16 protein-coding genes are annotated in these 17,561 nt (G+C 71.9%); 1 reads left to right on the forward strand and 15 read right to left on the reverse strand.

Annotated elements, in window-relative coordinates; genetic code table 11:
* Positions 1 to 107: 107 nt before the first annotated feature.
* The 13 genes from metK to pyrR all read right to left on the reverse strand — a co-directional run bounded on the left by metK (position 108) and on the right by pyrR (position 14,533).
* On the reverse strand, positions 108 to 1,316 hold the full coding sequence (metK, locus tag ACFXDE_RS34535) for a methionine adenosyltransferase (RefSeq protein ID WP_380446313.1): 1,209 nt from the start codon (positions 1,314 to 1,316) through the stop codon (positions 108 to 110).
* Between the two features lie 157 nt (positions 1,317 to 1,473).
* Positions 1,474 to 2,733 carry a bifunctional phosphopantothenoylcysteine decarboxylase/phosphopantothenate--cysteine ligase CoaBC gene (coaBC, locus tag ACFXDE_RS34540; RefSeq protein ID WP_380498445.1) on the reverse strand — a complete coding sequence of 420 codons (1,260 nt, stop codon included), beginning with the start codon at positions 2,731 to 2,733 and terminating at the stop codon, positions 1,474 to 1,476.
* A 149-nt stretch (positions 2,734 to 2,882) separates the two neighbouring features.
* Complete coding sequence (rpoZ, locus tag ACFXDE_RS34545; RefSeq protein WP_359967357.1) at positions 2,883 to 3,149, reverse strand: DNA-directed RNA polymerase subunit omega; 267 nt, start codon at positions 3,147 to 3,149, stop codon at positions 2,883 to 2,885.
* A 37-nt stretch (positions 3,150 to 3,186) separates the two neighbouring features.
* On the reverse strand, positions 3,187 to 3,744 hold the full coding sequence (gmk, locus tag ACFXDE_RS34550) for a guanylate kinase (RefSeq protein WP_380446311.1): 558 nt from the start codon (positions 3,742 to 3,744) through the stop codon (positions 3,187 to 3,189).
* Positions 3,745 to 3,793: 49 nt separating this feature from the next.
* Positions 3,794 to 4,120: an integration host factor, actinobacterial type gene (mihF, locus tag ACFXDE_RS34555; protein ID WP_030056187.1), complete on the reverse strand. Its 327-nt coding sequence runs from the start codon at positions 4,118 to 4,120 to the stop codon at positions 3,794 to 3,796.
* A 376-nt stretch (positions 4,121 to 4,496) separates the two neighbouring features.
* Complete coding sequence (pyrF, locus tag ACFXDE_RS34560) at positions 4,497 to 5,330, reverse strand: orotidine-5'-phosphate decarboxylase (protein WP_380446310.1); 834 nt, start codon at positions 5,328 to 5,330, stop codon at positions 4,497 to 4,499.
* Between the two features lie 35 nt (positions 5,331 to 5,365).
* Complete coding sequence (locus tag ACFXDE_RS34565; protein ID WP_380498446.1) at positions 5,366 to 6,469, reverse strand: quinone-dependent dihydroorotate dehydrogenase; 1,104 nt, start codon at positions 6,467 to 6,469, stop codon at positions 5,366 to 5,368.
* 111 nt (positions 6,470 to 6,580) lie between these two features.
* A complete protein-coding gene (carB, locus tag ACFXDE_RS34570; RefSeq protein ID WP_380498447.1) occupies positions 6,581 to 9,889 on the reverse strand; it encodes a carbamoyl-phosphate synthase large subunit in 3,309 nt (1,102 codons plus the stop codon).
* A complete protein-coding gene (carA, locus tag ACFXDE_RS34575) occupies positions 9,882 to 11,039 on the reverse strand; it encodes a glutamine-hydrolyzing carbamoyl-phosphate synthase small subunit (protein WP_380446307.1) in 1,158 nt (385 codons plus the stop codon). The genes carB and carA overlap by 8 nt, the downstream gene beginning before the upstream one ends.
* Positions 11,036 to 11,629, reverse strand: a complete 594-nt coding sequence (locus ACFXDE_RS34580) for a hypothetical protein (RefSeq protein WP_380498448.1) — start codon at positions 11,627 to 11,629, stop codon at positions 11,036 to 11,038. Before ACFXDE_RS34580 ends, carA begins: the two co-directional genes overlap by 4 nt.
* Positions 11,626 to 12,930: a dihydroorotase gene (locus tag ACFXDE_RS34585; protein ID WP_380498449.1), complete on the reverse strand. Its 1,305-nt coding sequence runs from the start codon at positions 12,928 to 12,930 to the stop codon at positions 11,626 to 11,628. The genes ACFXDE_RS34580 and ACFXDE_RS34585 overlap by 4 nt, the downstream gene beginning before the upstream one ends.
* Positions 12,927 to 13,916, reverse strand: coding sequence for an aspartate carbamoyltransferase catalytic subunit (locus ACFXDE_RS34590; RefSeq protein ID WP_380446304.1), 990 nt, complete (start codon positions 13,914 to 13,916; stop codon positions 12,927 to 12,929). Before ACFXDE_RS34590 ends, ACFXDE_RS34585 begins: the two co-directional genes overlap by 4 nt.
* Positions 13,917 to 13,921: 5 nt before the next feature.
* Positions 13,922 to 14,533, reverse strand: coding sequence for a bifunctional pyr operon transcriptional regulator/uracil phosphoribosyltransferase PyrR (gene pyrR / locus ACFXDE_RS34595; RefSeq protein WP_380498450.1), 612 nt, complete (start codon positions 14,531 to 14,533; stop codon positions 13,922 to 13,924).
* 329 nt (positions 14,534 to 14,862) lie between these two features.
* Here pyrR and ACFXDE_RS34600 point away from each other — a divergent pair, with 329 nt between their 5' ends.
* A complete protein-coding gene (locus ACFXDE_RS34600) occupies positions 14,863 to 15,366 on the forward strand; it encodes a transcriptional regulator (RefSeq protein WP_031072501.1) in 504 nt (167 codons plus the stop codon).
* Between the two features lie 204 nt (positions 15,367 to 15,570).
* Here ACFXDE_RS34600 and ACFXDE_RS34605 read toward each other — a convergent pair whose 3' ends face one another.
* Together ACFXDE_RS34605 and ACFXDE_RS34610 are read right to left on the reverse strand one after the other, a co-directional pair.
* Positions 15,571 to 16,488, reverse strand: coding sequence for a hypothetical protein (locus ACFXDE_RS34605; protein WP_380446302.1), 918 nt, complete (start codon positions 16,486 to 16,488; stop codon positions 15,571 to 15,573).
* Positions 16,489 to 16,710: 222 nt separating this feature from the next.
* Positions 16,711 to 17,538, reverse strand: a complete 828-nt coding sequence (locus ACFXDE_RS34610; protein WP_380498451.1) for a thioesterase family protein — start codon at positions 17,536 to 17,538, stop codon at positions 16,711 to 16,713.
* Positions 17,539 to 17,561: the final 23 nt, after the last annotated feature.

Consider the following 17,561-nt stretch of genomic DNA (forward strand, 5'->3'; position numbering starts at 1 on the left):
TTGTTGTTTTTTTTGCTCGCAGAATAGTAGAACACCCCCCCCCCGGGCGGCGGCGCCGCCCACCCCGGGGCGGTGGCGGGCGGCCCGCTTCCGGGAATCCGGACGGATCAGCCGGCGATGGCGGCCTTCAGCTGGTCCACGCGGTCGGTGCGCTCCCAGGTGAAGTCCGGCAGCTCACGGCCGAAGTGGCCGTACGCGGCGGTCTGCGAGTAGATCGGGCGCAGCAGGTCGAGGTCGCGGATGATCGCGGCGGGGCGCAGGTCGAAGACCTCGCTGACGGCCTTCTGGATGTCGAGGACCGGGACGGTCTCGGTGCCGAAGGTCTCGACGAACAGGCCGACCGGCTCGGCCTTGCCGATCGCGTAGGCGACCTGGACCTCGGCGCGGCGGGCGAGGCCGGCGGCGACGATGTTCTTGGCGACCCAGCGCATCGCGTACGCGGCCGAGCGGTCCACCTTGGACGGGTCCTTGCCCGAGAAGGCGCCGCCGCCGTGGCGGGCCATGCCGCCGTACGTGTCGATGATGATCTTGCGGCCGGTCAGGCCGGCGTCGCCCATCGGGCCGCCGATCTCGAAGCGGCCGGTCGGGTTGACCAGCAGCCGGTAGCCGTCGGTCACGAGCTTGATGCCCTGCTCGGCGAGCGCCTTGAGCTCCGGCTCCACGACGAACTCGCGGATGTCCGGGGTGAGCAGCGACTCCAGGTCGATGTCCGAGGCGTGCTGCGTGGAGACGACCACGGTGTCGAGGCGGACGGCCTTGTCGCCGTCGTACTCGATGGTGACCTGGGTCTTGCCGTCGGGGCGCAGGTACGGGATGGTCCCGTTCTTGCGGACCTCGGTCAGGCGGCGCGACAGGCGGTGCGCCAGGGTGATCGGCAGCGGCATGAGCTCGGGGGTCTCGTCCGACGCGTAGCCGAACATCAGGCCCTGGTCGCCGGCACCCTGCTTGTCGAGGTCATCCTCATCGCCCTCGACCCGAGCCTCGTACGCGGTGTCGACGCCCTGCGCGATGTCGGGCGACTGAGCACCGATGGACACCGACACGCCGCAGGAGGCGCCGTCGAAGCCCTTCTTGGAGCTGTCGTAACCGATCTCCAGGATCTTGTCCCGGACGAGCTGGGCGATCGGCGCGTACGCCTTCGTCGTCACCTCGCCGGCCACGTGCACCTGGCCGGTGGTGATGAGCGTCTCCACGGCGACCCGGGAGGTCGGGTCCTCCCGCAGGAGAGCATCGAGGATGGTGTCGCTGATCTGGTCAGCGATCTTGTCGGGGTGTCCCTCGGTCACGGACTCCGAGGTGAACAGGCGGCGAGACACAGCGCTCCCTGGGGTTGCAGCGGCTGCTGACTGAAGGCCCCCGGCGGACCGGGGACATCCGGAAAGACTTGATTCCTGGAGTCTAACGGTCAGGTTCCGTCGAACGTCACCCGCTTCCGGAAAACGAGACCGTTATCAAGTGGCTCTCCGACCGGACTCAAGCGCCTTCTGTCCGGTCGCCGACCGTTTCCAGCCGTTCCACGACCAAGTCCCAGACCACGTCCGCGAGCACCTCCTTGGGGCCCACCGGAACGGCCGTCTCACTGCCGTCGGAGCCCAGCACCACGGCCTCGTTGACGTCCGTCCCGAAGGCCTTGCCGTTGCCGACCTCGTTGACGACGAGCAGGTCGCAGCCCTTGCGGGCGAGCTTGGCGCGGCCGTACGCGAGCACGTCGTCGGTCTCCGCCGCGAAACCCACGACCAGTTGGCCCGAACGGGTCCGGTGGGCGGACAACTCGGCCAGGACGTCCGGATTGCGGACCAGCGCGACCGGCGCCGGCTCGACCCCCTCGACCTTCTTGATCTTGCCGGTGACGTACTCGGCGGGCCGGAAGTCGGCCACCGCCGCGGCCATGACCACGGCGTCCGCGTCCTCCGCCGCCTTCAGCGCGGCCTCGCGCAGCTCCAGCGCGGTCGAGACGTGCACGACGTCCACCCCCGCCGGATCGGGCAGTTCCGCGTTGGCCGAGACCAGCGTCACCCGCGCCCCACGGGCCGCCGCCGTCACGGCCAGCGCGTAGCCCTGCTTGCCGGAGGAGCGGTTCCCGAGGTAGCGCACCGGGTCCAGCGGCTCCCGGGTGCCGCCGGCCGAGACCACCACGTGGCGCCCGGCCAGGTCGGTCGGCACGGCGCCGCCGCGGCGCAGCACGGCCCGGCAGGCCTCGAAGACCGCGGCCGGCTCGGGCAGCCGCCCCTTGCCGGTGTCCTTGCCGGTGAGCCGCCCGACGGCGGGCTCCAGCACGATGACACCGCGGCGGCGCAGCGTGGCGACGTTCTCCCGGGTGGCCGGGTGCTCCCACATCTCGGTGTGCATGGCGGGCGCGATCACGACCGGACAGCGCGCGGTGAGCAGGGTGTTGGTGAGCAGGTCGTCGGCGAGGCCGTGGGCGGCCTTGGCGATCAGGTCCGCGGTGGCGGGGGCGACGACGACGAGGTCGGCCTGCTGGCCGATCCGCACGTGCGGCACCTCGTGGACGTTCTCCCAGGTCTCGGTGGCGGCCGGGCGGCCGGACAGGGCGGCCCAGGTGGCCTCGCCGACGAAGTGCAGCGCGGCGGCGGTGGGCACCACGGTGACCAGGTGGCCGGACTCGGTGAACCGGCGGAGCAGCTCACAGGCCTTGTAGGCCGCGATGCCGCCGCTGACGCCGAGGACGACGCGCGGGGCGTCCGCGCCGGTCCGGTCCGAAGTCGCGCTCATGATCCCGCTCTCCTCCACTCCAGGGACGTGCACACCCTACGGCCCCGCGACGATCACCCGCACCGTGGCCCCGTCCGCTCCACAACGCCGAAGGGCCCGGCGGAAACGATTCCGCCAGGCCCTTCCGGAGAGTTACGAGGTCGACCGGATCAGGCGCCCTCGACCGCCTCGGCGGTCAGCATGCCGGCGTTGATCTCGCGGAGCGCGATCGACAGCGGCTTCTCGTGCACGTGGGTGTCGACCAGCGGGCCGACGTACTCCAGCAGGCCCTCGCCGAGCTGGGAGTAGTACGCGTTGATCTGGCGCGCCCGCTTGGCGGCGTAGATCACCAGGCTGTACTTGGAGTCGGTGGCCTCAAGCAGCTCGTCGATCGGCGGGTTGATGATGCCCTCGGGCGCGGTCATGGAAGAGGACACGCGAAAACCTTCCGAAAGGGTGGAAAAGACAGACAGGTCAGCCTACACCGAGCAAGGCTAGCAGTTCGGCCGCTACCTGCTCGACGGAGGTGTTGACAAGAGTCGTGTCGAACTCCGGCTCCGCCGCCAGCTCGACCTTGGCGGCCTCCAGCCGCTTCTCGATGACGTCCTGCGGCTCGGTGCCCCGGCCGGTCAGCCGGCGGACCAGCTCGTCCCAGCTCGGCGGAGCCAGGAACACCAGCTGGGCCTCCGGCATCGACTCGCGCACCTGGCGGGCGCCCTGCAGGTCGATCTCCAGCAGGACGGGCTCGCCGCGCTCCAGCTTCTCCTGCACCGCCGCGCGCGGGGTGCCGTAGCGGTTGCCGGCGAAGACGGCCCACTCCAGGAGCTCGCCGTTGGCGATCAGCTTGTCGAACTCGTCGTTGTCGACGAAGTGGTACTGGACCCCGTTCTGCTCGCCGGGCCTCGGGTGGCGGGTCGTCGCCGACACCGAGAGCCAGACCTCGGGGTGCTGCTTCCTCATATGAGCGACGACCGTGCTCTTGCCGACCCCCGAAGGGCCGGAGAGCACGGTCAGCCGCGGACGCTCACTCATGCACCGATTATCCCGGATCGCGGACGATCCCGGGACCACGGGGGCACGGTCAGGCGGCACCGCCGCCGAACTCCCGCTCCAGGGAGGCGATCTGGTTCGTGCCGAGACCGCGGACACGACGGCTCTCGCTGATGCCGAGGCGCTCCATGATCTGCTTGGCCCGGACCTTGCCGACGCCCGGGAGCGACTCCAGCAGGGCCGAGACCTTCATCTTGCCGATGACGTCGTTGTCGGCCTTGCCGGCCTTGATCACCTCGTGCAGGGAGGCGCCGGAGTGCTTGAGCCGGTTCTTGACCTCGGCGCGCTCCCGGCGAGCCTCGGCGGCCTTGGCGAGCGCGGCGGTGCGCTGTTCAGGGGTAAGGGGCGGAAGAGCCACGCCGTTCACCTCAGGGTGTGGAAGGAAGGGATTGAGCTATGACTGGTTTGGTTCTCCAGGACACCTCCGCAAGTGGAACCCCAGGGCCCTGACCTGCGGGAGCTACGAGAATCGCGGCTCTTCGATGACCTATCGCCGGACACTACCCGGATTGCGGCGCCGCGTCAGGAAAAGAACACGAAAAGTCCTGGTCAGCCAAGGCCGACCAGGACTTTCCGGGGCAAAATGACCGCGATTGCGAGACTTTGGCACCGCCGATGTGACGGCGCTCACGTCAAGCGGAGGCCCTGCGGAGCGGCACCGCCCGGTCCTGCGCACACTGCGCAGGGTCACCGGCCGGCTACCACCCGGCCCCCGGACGGCACTTCGCGCCGCGCTACTTCACGGCGTCCGCGTACTCCCCCACGAACCGCTCGGCCGCCTCGCGCAGCGCCGGCACCGACGGACCGTGCTTGAGGACGTCCCGGCTGACGCTCGGCACGACGTTGCGCACCGAGGCGCCGAACACCCGCGGCAGGTCCGCCATCGTCGCGCCCTGGGCGCCGATGCCGGGGGCCAGCAGCGGGCCGTTGATCGCGAGGTCCACGCCCGCGTCGGCGAGCGTCGCGCCGACCACCGCGCCGAACGAGCCGAGCGGCTCGGCCCCGGCGTTCTCGGCCGCCAGCTGGCGCAGCACCGAGGCGGCGACCGGCTCGCCCCCGGCGCCGACGGCGCGCTGCACCTCGGCGCCCTCCGGGTTGGAGGTGAGCGCCAGCGCGAACGCCCCGCAGCCGTGCTCGCGCGCGAGGTCGAGCGCCGGGCGCAGCGAGCCGAAGCCGAGGTAGGGGCTGACGGTGAGGGCGTCGGAGAACAGCGGGCTGCCGGGCGCGAGGAAGGCCTCGGCGTAGGCGGCCATGGTGGAGCCGATGTCGCCGCGCTTGGCGTCCATCAGGACCAGCGCACCGGCCGCGCGGGCCTCCTCGACGGTCCTCTCCAGCACCGCGACGCCCTTGCTGCCGAAGCGCTCGAAGAAGGCGGCCTGCGGCTTGAGCACGGCGACCCGGTCGGCCAGCGCCTCGACGACGGTGCGGCTGAAGGTCTCCAGGCCGGCGACGTCGTCGCCGAGTCCCCAGGCGGCGAGCAGGGAGGCGTGCGGGTCGATGCCGACGCAGAGCTGGCCGCGGGTGTCCATGGCCTGGCGCAGCCGGGCGCCGAACGGGGCGAGGGTCATGTCGTCTCCGGGGTTTCCAGTGGCGGTACGGGGGGTCACGAGGGGCGCACGGCGCTGCCGACCGCCGCGGCCAGGTTGCGGAAGCCCGCGTCCCGGACGCGGGCGGACAGGCCCTTGTGGATGCGGCGGCACCAGAACGGGCCCTCGTAGATGAAGGCGCTGTAGCCCTGGACGAGGTCGGCGCCGTGGATGATCCGCTGCCAGGCGTCCTCGGCGCTCTCCACGCCGCCGACCGACACGAGCGTCAGCCGGCCGCCGGTGCGGGCGCGCAGCCGCTGGAGGACCTCCAGGGCGCGGGCCTTGAGCGGGGCGCCGGACAGGCCGCCCATGCCGATCTCCTCGACCCGCGCGGCGTCGGCCCGCAGGCCCTCGCGGCCGATCGTGGTGTTGGTGGCGATGATGCCGTCCAGGCCCAGCTCCAGGGCGAGGTCGGCGACGGCGTCGACGTCCTCGTCGGCGAGGTCCGGGGCGATCTTCACCAGCAGCGGCACGTGGTGCGCGGTGGTGCGGTCGGCGGCCTCGCGGACGGCGGAGAGCAGCGGGCGCAGGTGGTCGACGGCCTGCAGGTTGCGCAGTCCGGGGGTGTTCGGCGAGCTGACGTTGACGACCAGGTAGTCGGCGTAACGGGCCAGCCGCTCGGTCGACTTGACGTAGTCGGCGACGGCGTCGGCCTCCTCGACGACCTTGGTCTTGCCGATGTTGACGCCGATCACCGGGGTGGAGCTGGTGTGCGGGCGGGCGGCGAGGCGGGCGGCGACCCGGGCCGAGCCCTGGTTGTTGAAGCCCATCCGGTTGATCAGCGCGCGGTCCTCGACCAGGCGGAACAGCCGCGGCGCCGGGTTGCCGGGCTGGGCCTCGCCGGTGATGGTGCCGATCTCGACGTAGTCGAAGCCGAGCATCGCGAGGCCGTCGATGCCGACGCCGTTCTTGTCGAAGCCGGCCGCGAGCCCGAACGGGCCGGGCAGGTCGAGGCCGAGGGCGCGGGTGCGCAGCGCCCGGTCCTGCGGGGCGAGCAGCAGCCGGACGAGGGGGCGCAGGCCCGGCACGGAGGAGGCGAGGCGGATCCAGAAGAAGGCGAGGTGGTGGGCCTTCTCCGGGTCCATCTTCTTGAAGACGAGGTCGAACAGAAGCTTGTACAAGGGGGGTCAACTCCCGGAGCGAGCAGCGGTGTTCACAGCGCGGCAGGTCGAATCGCGGGCATGGAAGTGGGGGGCACCCGGCTGGCTTCGGTGCCCCCCACTGCGGTGGTGCTACTTGCGGCCGGCGTTGATCAGCTCGGCGTGCTCCTGGAGCGACATCACCCCGACCTCGTCGCGCAGCAGCCGGTCGATGCCCTGGACGGCCGCGCCCATCGCCTGGACGGTGGTCAGGCAGGGCACGGCGCGGGCGACGGCCGCGGTGCGGATCTCGTAGCCGTCCAGGCGCCCGCCGGTGCCGTACGGCGTGTTGATGATGAGGTCGACCTCGCCGTCGTGGATCAGCTGGACGATGGTCTTCTCGCCGTTCGGGCCCTCGCCCTCGCTGTGCTTGCGCACCAGCGTGGACGGGATGCCGCCGCGCTGGAGCACCTCGGCGGTGCCGGCCGTGGCGAGCACCTCGAAGCCGAGGCTGACCAGGGCGCGCGCCGGGAAGACGAGGTTGCGCTTGTCGCGGTTGGCGACGGAGACGAAGACCTTGCCCTTGGTCGGCAGCGCGCCGTAGGCGCCGGCCTGGGCCTTGGCGTAGGCCGTGCCGAAGACCTTGTCGATGCCCATGACCTCACCGGTCGAGCGCATCTCCGGGCCGAGGACGGTGTCCACCCCGCGGCCGTGGACGTCGCGGAAGCGGCTCCACGGCATCACGGCCTCCTTGACCGCGATCGGCGCGTCGGCGGGCAGCGTGCCGCCGTCGCCCTCGGCCGGGAGCATACCCTCGGCGCGCAGCTCGGCGATGGTGGCGCCGAGCGAGACCCGGGCGGCAGCCTTGGCCAGCGGCACCGCGGTGGCCTTGGAGGTGAACGGGACGGTCCGGGAGGCGCGCGGGTTGGCCTCCAGGACGTAGAGGATGTCGCCGGCCATCGCGAACTGGATGTTGATCAGGCCGCGGACGCCGACGCCGCGCGCGATGGCCTCGGTGGAGGTGCGCAGGCGCTTGATGTCGTAGCCACCGAGGGTGATCGGGGGCAGCGCGCAGGCGGAGTCGCCGGAGTGGATGCCGGCCTCCTCGATGTGCTCCATGACGCCGCCGAGGTAGAGCTCGGTGCCGTCGTAGAGCGCGTCGACGTCGATCTCCACCGCGTCGTCGAGGAAGCGGTCGATGAGCACCGGGTGCTCGGAGATCAGGCCGGCGTGCCGCTCCAGGTAGGAGGCGAGGGAGGCCTCGTCGTAGACGATCTCCATGCCGCGGCCGCCGAGCACGTAGGACGGGCGGGCGAGCACCGGGTAGCCGATCTCGTCGGCGATCGCCTTGGCCTCCTCGAAGGAGAAGGCGGTGCCGTGCTTGGGCGCCGGCAGGCCGGCGTCGCGCAGGACGCGGCCGAAGGCGCCGCGCTCCTCGGCGAGGTCGATCGCCTCGGGCTGGGTGCCGACGATCGGCACGCCGTTGTCCTTGAGCGCCTGGGCGAGGCCGAGCGGGGTCTGGCCGCCGAGCTGGACGATGACGCCCGCGAGCGGACCGGCCTGCTGCTCGGCGTGGACGATCTCCAGGACGTCCTCCAGGGTGAGCGGCTCGAAGTAGAGCCGGTCGGAGGTGTCGTAGTCGGTGGAGACGGTCTCCGGGTTGCAGTTGACCATGACGGTCTCGTACCCGGCCTCGGCCAGCGCGAAGGAGGCGTGGACGCAGGAGTAGTCGAACTCGATGCCCTGGCCGATGCGGTTCGGGCCGGAGCCGAGGATGATCACCGCGGGCTTGGTGCGCGGGGCGACCTCGTTCTCCTCGTCGTAGGACGAGTAGAAGTACGGGGTCTTGGCGGCGAACTCGGCGGCGCAGGTGTCGACGGTCTTGAACACCGGGCGGATGCCGAGCGCGTGGCGCACCTCGCGGACGACGTCCGGCTTCAGGCCGCGGATCTCGCCGATCTGCTGGTCGGAGAAGCCGTGCCGCTTGGCGTGGCGCAGCAGGTCCGGGGTGAGCTCGGCGGCGTCGGCGAGCTCGCCGGCGATCTCGTCGAGCAGGAAGAGCTGGTCGACGAACCACGGGTCGATCTTGGTGGCCTCGAACACCTCCTCCGCGGTGGCGCCGGCCCGGATGGCGTCCATCACGGTGTTGATCCGGCCGTCGGTCGGCACGACCGCCTTGGCCAGCAGCGCGGCCTTGTCGCCCACGGGGCCGGTCCAGCTGAACTGGGAGCCCTTCTTCTCCAGCGAGCGCAGCGCCTTCTGCAGCGCCTCGGGGAAGTTGCGGCCGAGGGCCATGGCCTCGCCGACGGACTTCATGGTCGTGGTGAGGGTGGCGTCGGCGCTCGGGAACTTCTCGAACGCGAAGCGCGGCACCTTGACGACGACGTAGTCGAGGGTCGGCTCGAAGGAGGCCGGGGTCTCCTCGGTGATGTCGTTGGGGATCTCGTCGAGCGTGTAGCCGACGGCCAGCTTGGCGGCGATCTTGGCGATCGGGAAGCCGGTGGCCTTGGAGGCGAGCGCCGAGGAGCGGGACACGCGCGGGTTCATCTCGATGACGATGACCCGGCCGTCCTCGGGGTTGACCGCGAACTGGATGTTGCAGCCGCCGGTGTCGACGCCGACCTCGCGGATGACGGCGATGCCGATGTCGCGCAGGATCTGGTACTCGCGGTCGGTGAGCGTCATCGACGGGGCGACGGTGATCGAGTCACCGGTGTGCACGCCCATCGGGTCGAAGTTCTCGATGGAGCAGACGACCACGACGTTGTCGTTCTTGTCGCGCATCAGCTCCAGCTCGTACTCCTTCCAGCCGAGGATGGACTCCTCCAGGAGCACCTCGGTGGTCGGCGAGAGGGTCAGGCCCTGGCCGGCGATGCGGCGCAGGTCCTCCTCGTTGTGGGCGAAGCCGGAGCCGGCGCCGCCCATGGTGAAGGAGGGGCGCACGACGACGGGGTAGCCACCGAGGGTGTCGACGCCGGCCAGCACCTCGTCCATGGTGTGGCAGATGACCGAGCGGGCGGACTCGCCGTAACCGATCTTGGCGTTGACGGCCTCGACCACGCCCTTGAAGAGCTCGCGGTCCTCGCCCTTGTGGATCGACTCGACCTTGGCGCCGATCAGCTCGACGTTGTACTTGGCGAGCACGCCGTTGGCGTCCAGCGAGATCGCCGTGTTGAGCGCGGTCTGGCCGCCCAGGGTCGGCAGCAGCGCGTCGGGGCGCTCCTTGGCGATGATCTTCTCGACGAACTCCGGGGTGATCGGCTCGACGTAGGTGGCGTCGGCGATCTCCGGGTCGGTCATGATCGTGGCCGGGTTGGAGTTGACCAGCACGACCCGCAGGCCCTCGGCCTTGAGGACCCGGCAGGCCTGCGTGCCCGAGTAGTCGAACTCGGCGGCCTGGCCGATCACGATCGGGCCGGACCCGATCACCAGGACGGACTTGATGTCAGTGCGCTTAGGCACGCTGGCCCTCCATGAGCTTCACGAAGCGGTCGAACAGGTAGGCGGCGTCGTGCGGGCCGGCGGCCGCTTCGGGGTGGTACTGCACGCTGAAGGCGGGCACGTCGAGCGCCTGCAGGCCCTCGACCACGTCGTCGTTGAGGCAGACGTGGGAGACCTCGACCCGCCCGTAGGGGGTGTCGCTCACCTTGTCCAGCGGCGCGTTCACGGCGAAGCCGTGGTTGTGGGCGGTCACCTCGACCTTGCCGGTGGTGCGGTCCTGCACCGGCTGGTTGATGCCGCGGTGGCCGTACTTGAGCTTGTAGGTGCCGAAGCCGAGGGCGCGGCCCAGGATCTGGTTGCCGAAGCAGATCCCGAAGAACGGGGTCTTCCGCTCCAGCACGCCCTGCGCCACGGCGACCTGCTGGTCGGCGGTGGCCGGGTCGCCCGGGCCGTTGGAGAAGAAGACGCCGTCCGGGTTGACGGCGTAGACGTCCTCCAGGGAGGCGTCGGCCGGCAGCACGTGGACCTCGATGCCGCGCTCGGCCATCCGCTGCGGGGTCATCGCCTTGATGCCGAGGTCCAGCGCGGCGACGGTGAACCTCTTCTCACCGATGGCCGGGACGATGTACGGCTCGGTGGTGGCCACCTCGGCGCACAGGTCGGCGCCCTTCATCTCGGGCGACTGCTGCACCCGGGCGAGCAGGGCGGCCGGGTCGGCGAGCGCCGGGCCGGAGAAGATGCCGCAGCGCATGGCGCCGCGGTCGCGCAGGTGCCGGGTGAGCGCGCGGGTGTCGATGCCGCTGATGCCGACGACGCCCTGGCGGACGAGCTCGTCGTCCAGCGAGCGGCGCGAGCGCCAGTTGGAGGCGACCCGGGCGGGGTCGCGCACGACGTACCCGGCGACCCAGATCCGCTTGGACTCGTCGTCCTCGTCGTTCCAGCCGGTGTTGCCGATCTGCGGGGCCGTCATCACGACCACCTGGCGGTGGTACGACGGGTCGGTGAGGGTCTCCTGGTAGCCGGACATGCCGGTGTTGAAGACCGCCTCGCCGAAGGTCTCGCCGACGGCGCCGTAGGCCTGGCCGCGGAAGGTCCGGCCGTCCTCCAGGACGAGCACGGCCGGGACGCGTTCCCGCCGTTGGCGCTGCGTGGTGGGGGCAGGTGCGGTCATTGCGCGGCCTCTTCCGTCTTCGTCTTCGTACGTGTTGCGAGGTGAGCGACCGCCTCGACCCAGGCGGCGTGCTCGTCGGGGTGGTCGGCCCGGAAGCCGGAGTCCAGCTCGGTGCCCTCGTGCGTCCAGGTGACGACGAGGATCCCGGCCGGGACGACCTTGCCGGCGATTCCGGAGTCCGTGCGGGCACCGGTCAGGTGCCCGGCCGGGATCCAGAGGTCGACGTCGCCGGGGCGGCGCACCAGCAGGCCGTCCTCGCCGAGGATGAGGTCGGCGCGGCTGCGGTTGCCCAGGCCGTGCGCGACGACCCGGTCGAGCCAGTTCCCGGCGGTGGTGGTGCCGTGGTACCGGCCGCTGGTCTCCAGGATGGTCCGGCCGGCGCCGGCCGGCACGGCGGGCAGCGGCGGGATTCCGGACTGCAGCGTGCGCCGCCAGTTCCAGCCCTGGCGCATCAGCCAGTAGACGAGCCCGATCACGATCAGCAGGCCGACGGCCCAGCCGATGTACCCGGGCCAGTCGTGGACCTTGGCCTGTTCCTGGGCCAGCGGGGTGAACGGGGCGAGCGGGGCGGGCGTGCGGTGGAAACTCACGCGTCGACGCCCTGCTCGACGAGCTCCCCGGCCAGGACGGTCGCCCGGCCGCGCAGGAAGGTGGCGTGCACCCGTCCGGGCAGGTCGAGGCCCTTGTAGGGGGTGTTGCGGCTGCGGGTGGCGAAGCTGTCCGGGTTCACGGCACCACGGTACGCGGGATCGAACAGCACCAGGTTGGCCGGCTCACCGACCGAGACGGGCCGGCCGTGCCCGGCGAGACGGCCGATCCGGGCCGGGCGGTGCGACATGCGGTCGGCGACGCCCGCCCAGTTCAGCAGGCCGGTGTCGACCATGGTCTGCTGCACGACCGACAGCGCGGTCTCCAGGCCGACCATGCCCATCGCGGCGACGGCCCACTCGCAGTCCTTGTCCTCGGCCGGGTGCGGCGCGTGGTCGGTGGCGACGGCGTCGATGGTGCCGTCGGCCAGCGCCTTGCGCAGCGCCTGGACGTCCGCGGCGGTGCGCAGCGGCGGGTTCACCTTGTAGACCGGGTCGTACGAGCGGACCAGCTCGTCGGTGAGCAGCAGGTGGTGCGGGGTGACCTCGGCGGTGACGTCCCAGCCCTTGGCCTTGGCCCAGCGGATGATCTCGACCGAGCCGGCCGTGGAGACGTGGCAGACGTGCAGCCGGGAGCCGACGTGCGCGGCGAGCAGCACGTCGCGGGCGATGATCGACTCCTCGGCGACGGCCGGCCAGCCGCCGAGCCCGAGCTCGCCGGAGACCTGGCCCTCGTTCATCTGCGCGCCCTCGGTGAGCCGCGGCTCCTGGGCGTGCTGGGCGACGACGCCGTCGAAGGCCTTGACGTACTCCAGCGCGCGGCGCATCAGCACGGCGTCGTCGACGCACTTGCCGTCGTCGGAGAAGACCCGGACACCGGCGGCGGACTCGTGCATGGCGCCGAGCTCGGCGAGCTTCTTGCCCTCCAGGCCGACGGTGACGGCGCCGACCGGCTGCACGTCGCAGTAGCTGGCCTCCTGGCCGAGCCGCCAGACCTGCTCGACGACGCCGGCGGTGTCGGCCACCGGGGTGGTGTTGGCCATCGCGTGCACGGCGGTGAAGCCGCCCATCGCGGCGGCCTGGGTGCCGGTGAGGACGGTCTCGGCGTCCTCGCGGCCGGGCTCGCGCAGGTGGGTGTGCAGGTCGACCAGGCCGGGCAGCACGATCAGGCCGGTGGCGTCGATCTCGATGTCGGCCTCGACGGCCAGGCCGGTGCCGATCGCCTTGATCACGCCGTCGGCGAGGTGGAGGTCCTGCGGGGCGCCGCCGGCGATCTGGGCGTTGCGGATCAGGTAGGTGGTCACTTGGCGGTCTCCACGGATTCGGTGCGGGCGGCGTCGTTCGGGCCGTCGGCGAAGACGGCCCCGCCGAGGAGCAGGTACAGCACGGCCATGCGGACCGACACGCCGTTGGCGACCTGCTCGACCGCGGTGCAGCGCGGCGAGTCGGCGACCTCGGCGGTGATCTCCATGCCGCGGACCATCGGGCCGGGGTGCATGACGATCGCGTGCTCGGGCAGCTGGGTCATCCGCGGGCCGTTCATGCCGTAGCGGCGGCTGTACTCCCGCTCGGTCGGGAAGAACGCGGCGTTCATCCGCTCGCGCTGCACCCGGAGCATCATCAGCGCGTCCGTCTTGGGGAGCACGCTCTCCAGGTCGTAGCTGATCTCGCAGGGCCAGTTCTCGATGCCGATGGGCAGCAGCGTCGGCGGGGCGACGAAGGTAACCTGGGCGCCGAGGGTGGTCAGCAGGTGGACGTTGGAGCGGGCGACCCGGCTGTGCAGGACGTCGCCGACGATCGTCACCCGGCGCCCTGCGAGGTCCTTGCCACTGCCCGGGTTGAGGTGGCGGCGCATGGTGAAGGCGTCGAGCAGCGCCTGGGTGGGGTGCTCGTGGGTGCCGTCACCGGCGTTGATGACACTGCCGTGCAGCCAGTCGGACTGTGCCAGGCGGGCCGGCGCGCCGGAGGCGTGGTGGCGGATGACGACCGCGTCGGCACCCATGGCCTGCAGGGTCAGCGCGGTGTCCTTGAGGCTCTCGCCCTTGGAGACGGACGAGCCCTTGGCGGAGAAGTTGATGACGTCCGCCGAGAGGCGCTTCTCGGCGACCTCGAAGGAGGTCTTGGTGCGGGTCGAGTCCTCGAAGAAGAGGTTGACGACGGTCCGGCCGCGCAGCGTGGGCAGCTTCTTCACGGCCCGCCCGGAGAGCTGGGCCAGCTCCTCGGCGGTGTCCAGGATCAGCAGCGCGTCGTCGCGGGTGAGATCGGCGGCGGAGACGAGGTGGCGCATCACGCGGGCTACTCCGGAAGGTGCGGTTCGGTCAGGGCCTGCGACGAGCGCTGGTTGTGGTCGCGGTCGCCGACCAGGACGGCGTCCACGCCGTCGGTGTCGGCCAGGCGCACCTGCACGGCCTCGCGCAGCGAGGTGGGCAGGTTCTTGCCCACGTAGTCGGCGCGGATCGGCAGCTCGCGGTGGCCGCGGTCGACCAGGACGGCCAGCTGGACGGCGCGCGGGCGGCCGATGTCGCCGAGCGCGTCGAGCGCGGCGCGGATGGTGCGGCCGGAGAACAGCACGTCGTCGACGAGGATCACGAGCTTGCCGTCGATGCCGCCGGCCGGGATCTCGGTGTGCTCCAGGGCGCGGGCGGGCTTGAGCCGCAGGTCGTCCCGGTACATCGTGATGTCCAGGGTGCCGAGCGGGATCTCGCGGCCGGTGATCTGGGCCAGCCGGTCACGCAGGCGGCGGGCGAGGTGGACGCCGCGGGTGTGGATGCCGAGCAGCACGACGTCCTCCGCGCCCTTGGCGCGCTCGACGATCTCGTGCGCTATCCGGGTGACGACCCGGGCGATGTCCGCGCCGTCCAGCACCTGGTGCGGTGCTCGGGGTGACGGATCCTGGTGTGTGGTCATGCCGAAGCGGACCTCCTTCCCCGCCTCACTGGACGGGCCTTAAAGGATGTCTGGGACGGCCCCCGCCGACCGGGCGCGGGCTTCGGGCAATCCTACCAGCGCGCAAGCGGGCAAACGGACCTGCACCATTCCGCTTCACCGGGTTAACGCGCCCGACGCACCCCGGACGCAGGCCATTCGCACGACTGCCCCATTCGGCTTGACGCAACACCTTACTCTACGTAACCTCACAGTGAGTTACGAGACGGACGTCGAACCCACCGGTAACGGCGTCGGCAATCGCCCGTGACCCACCACTGAACGCGAAGCAATCTCGTCCGGGGAGATCAATGTCCAGCGACTACGCGAAGCAGCTCGGAGGCAAACTCCGAGCGATCCGCACTCAGCAGGGTCTCTCCCTGCACGGTGTCGAGGAGAAGTCCCAGGGGCGCTGGAAGGCAGTCGTCGTCGGTTCGTACGAGCGCGGCGACCGTGCGGTCACCGTGCAGCGGCTGGCCGAGCTGGCGGAGTTCTACGGCGTCCCGGTCCAGGAGCTGCTGCCCGGCGGCACCCCGGGCGGCGCGGCCGAGCCGCCGCCGCGCCTGGTGCTCGACCTGGAGAGACTGACCCAGGTCCCGTCCGAGAAGGCCGGCCCGCTGCAGCGCTACGCGGCGACCATCCAGAGCCAGCGCGGCGACTACAACGGCAAGGTGTTGTCGATCCGCCAGGACGACCTGCGCACCCTGGCCGTCATCTACGACCAGTCGCCGTCGATCCTCACCGAGCAGCTGATCTCGTGGGGCGTGCTCAACCCCGACGCGCGCCGCGCGGTGCGCGAGGAGGAGGCGAGCTGACGCTCCCCGCACCGGCTCCCGCCAGCGGAAACGAGGCTCGCCCCGCCCTTTCGGGCAAGCAGAAACGTCACGGCGCGGCACCCCGGAACCCGGGGGCCGCGCCGTGGTGTTTCCAGCAGCGGTGGTTCCAGCAGCCGGGGCCGGCGCTTCTCCCGTGCCTTCCCGGTGCCTTCCCCTGTGTCTCCCCGGCGCCTCGGCAGTGCCTCAGCAGACCGTGCCCAGGCTGTACCCGGGCTGCGCGGCCACCCCGTCCAGCCGCACCGGCCGGGCCGCCGGGGCCCAGTCCGGCCCGCCGCTCGACCAGGCCCACGCGGCCGGCCGGTACTCCCCGCAGGCCGCCGCCGACCCCTGCGAGCCGTGCAGCACGGCCACGCCCGGCAGCTCCAGGGCCAGCCCGGCGCACAGCACCGCGCAGACCAGCTCCAGGTCCTCGTCGTTGATCCGCACGACGCCGTCCTCCCACTGGAGGACGCGCGCCGCGGCGCTCAGCCTCCCGCCCGGCGCGTCCACCCGCACCCGCAGCTCGTACACCCCGGCGCCCGCGCCGACCAGCATCCGGCGCAGCACCTCGGAGCCGCGCTGGTGGGCGGTGCGCACCCAGCGGCCGTGGTCCTCGTCCGCCTCGCCGGTGGCGCCGTAGAGCCCGCCGTCGAGGATCAGGTCGGCGTGGCGGAGCGTCAGTCCGTTCTCCCGGGCGCGGACCAGGCGCGGCACGAAGTCCCCGGCGAGCTCCTCGCCCTGGTAGGCGAGCAGTTGGGTCTGCAGCGCGGGGTTGAGCAGGTAGCGGTCGCGGGCGGCCGGCTCGGCCGGGTCCAGCCCGTGCAGGACGCAGAACTCGGCGAAGTCCTGCGGGTGGAACATCCGCGCCCGGACGGTGTCGAAGCGCCGCAGCGCCTCGGCGAGCAGGTCGGCCGTGTCGGCCAGGTAGCGCTCGTAGTCGGGGGCGTCGGTCACCCGCCAGGCGCGGGCCCGTTCGAAGTCCGCGGCGCTGGTCAGCACACCGATGACGAAGGCCTGGTCGGCCCCCTCCCCGTCGCTCCGCCGGTGCGGGGCACGGGCGTTCGGGCGGAAGCCGCCGGCGGTGCAGTCGGAGATGCGGCGAGCGCGGCCTTTTCGACTCATGCTCCCACCTCGCTGCGCTCGGCAGGGGCATTCGCCCACACGCGCCTCCCAATGGCTCGCTCGCTACGCTCGCTCACGTGTGGCTCCCGGCTCAGTAGGGTCACGGTCGGCGGCGGGGCCCGCCGCTGACCGTGTTACTCCCCAGTCCCGAGCGCCGCACACGTACGGCGTGTCACAGGAATGTAACCACCGGTAATGCGCCGGTTCTCGCGCCGTCGGGCCTCACGCCGGGCGCGGCACCCGGGCGAGCTGGCGGGACTGCGCGACCAGACGGCCGGCCTCGTCCCAGACCTCGGCGTCCTCCTCGAAGTAGCCGCCGGCCAGGTTGCGGGTGGCGTGGGTGACCCGCAGCCAGCCGGGCACCGGCCTGGCCCGCAGGTGGACGGTCAGTTCGACGGTCGGCGCCCAGCCCGGCATCCCCAGGTCGAAGGTGACCGGCGGCAGCGCGTCGGCGACCAGCAGGAGCAGCAGCGGGTCGGGCTCGCGGCCGTCGGCGAGCCGGAACCAGCCCTGGATCCGCCCGGTGCCGGACGGCTGTCCGAGCGCCCAGCCGATCGTGGCCGGGTCGAGCCGCAGGTCGAAGCGCTCCAGCAGGGCGGCCTGGGCGATGAGTTCCTTGGGCGCGTGTTCGACGCCGACACACTGGTCCGGCGGCGGCAGCTGCGGCGGCTGCGCGCTGGTGCGCACCTCGCCGACGGCCGTCGAGAGGTCCCCGTGGCTGGCCACGACGCGCAGCCGTTCGACGCCGTCCTGGCTGAGCGAGGCGGTGCCGGTGGACAGGCCGCGGCCGGAGCGCAGCACCTCGGTGCGGACGGTGGCCGGGCCCGGCACCGAGGCGGACAGGTAGTAACCGCTGATCGACACCGGGTCGGGGTGGTCGCCGTGCTCCAGCGACAGCGCGTGTCCGGCGACGGCGAGCAGCAGCCCGCCGTTGACGCCGCCGCCGATCTGCCAGCCCGCGCCGAGCTCGCCGTCGTAACGGCCGGGCTCCTCGGGGTGTCTGCTCAGCGCGATGCCCTGGTCGAACTCGCTGCGGATCGCCGTGGTCATGGGGGTGGCCTGCCCTTCACTGC

This window comes from Kitasatospora sp. NPDC059408, from assembly GCF_042751525.1.
GTDB lineage: Bacteria > Actinomycetota > Actinomycetes > Streptomycetales > Streptomycetaceae > Kitasatospora.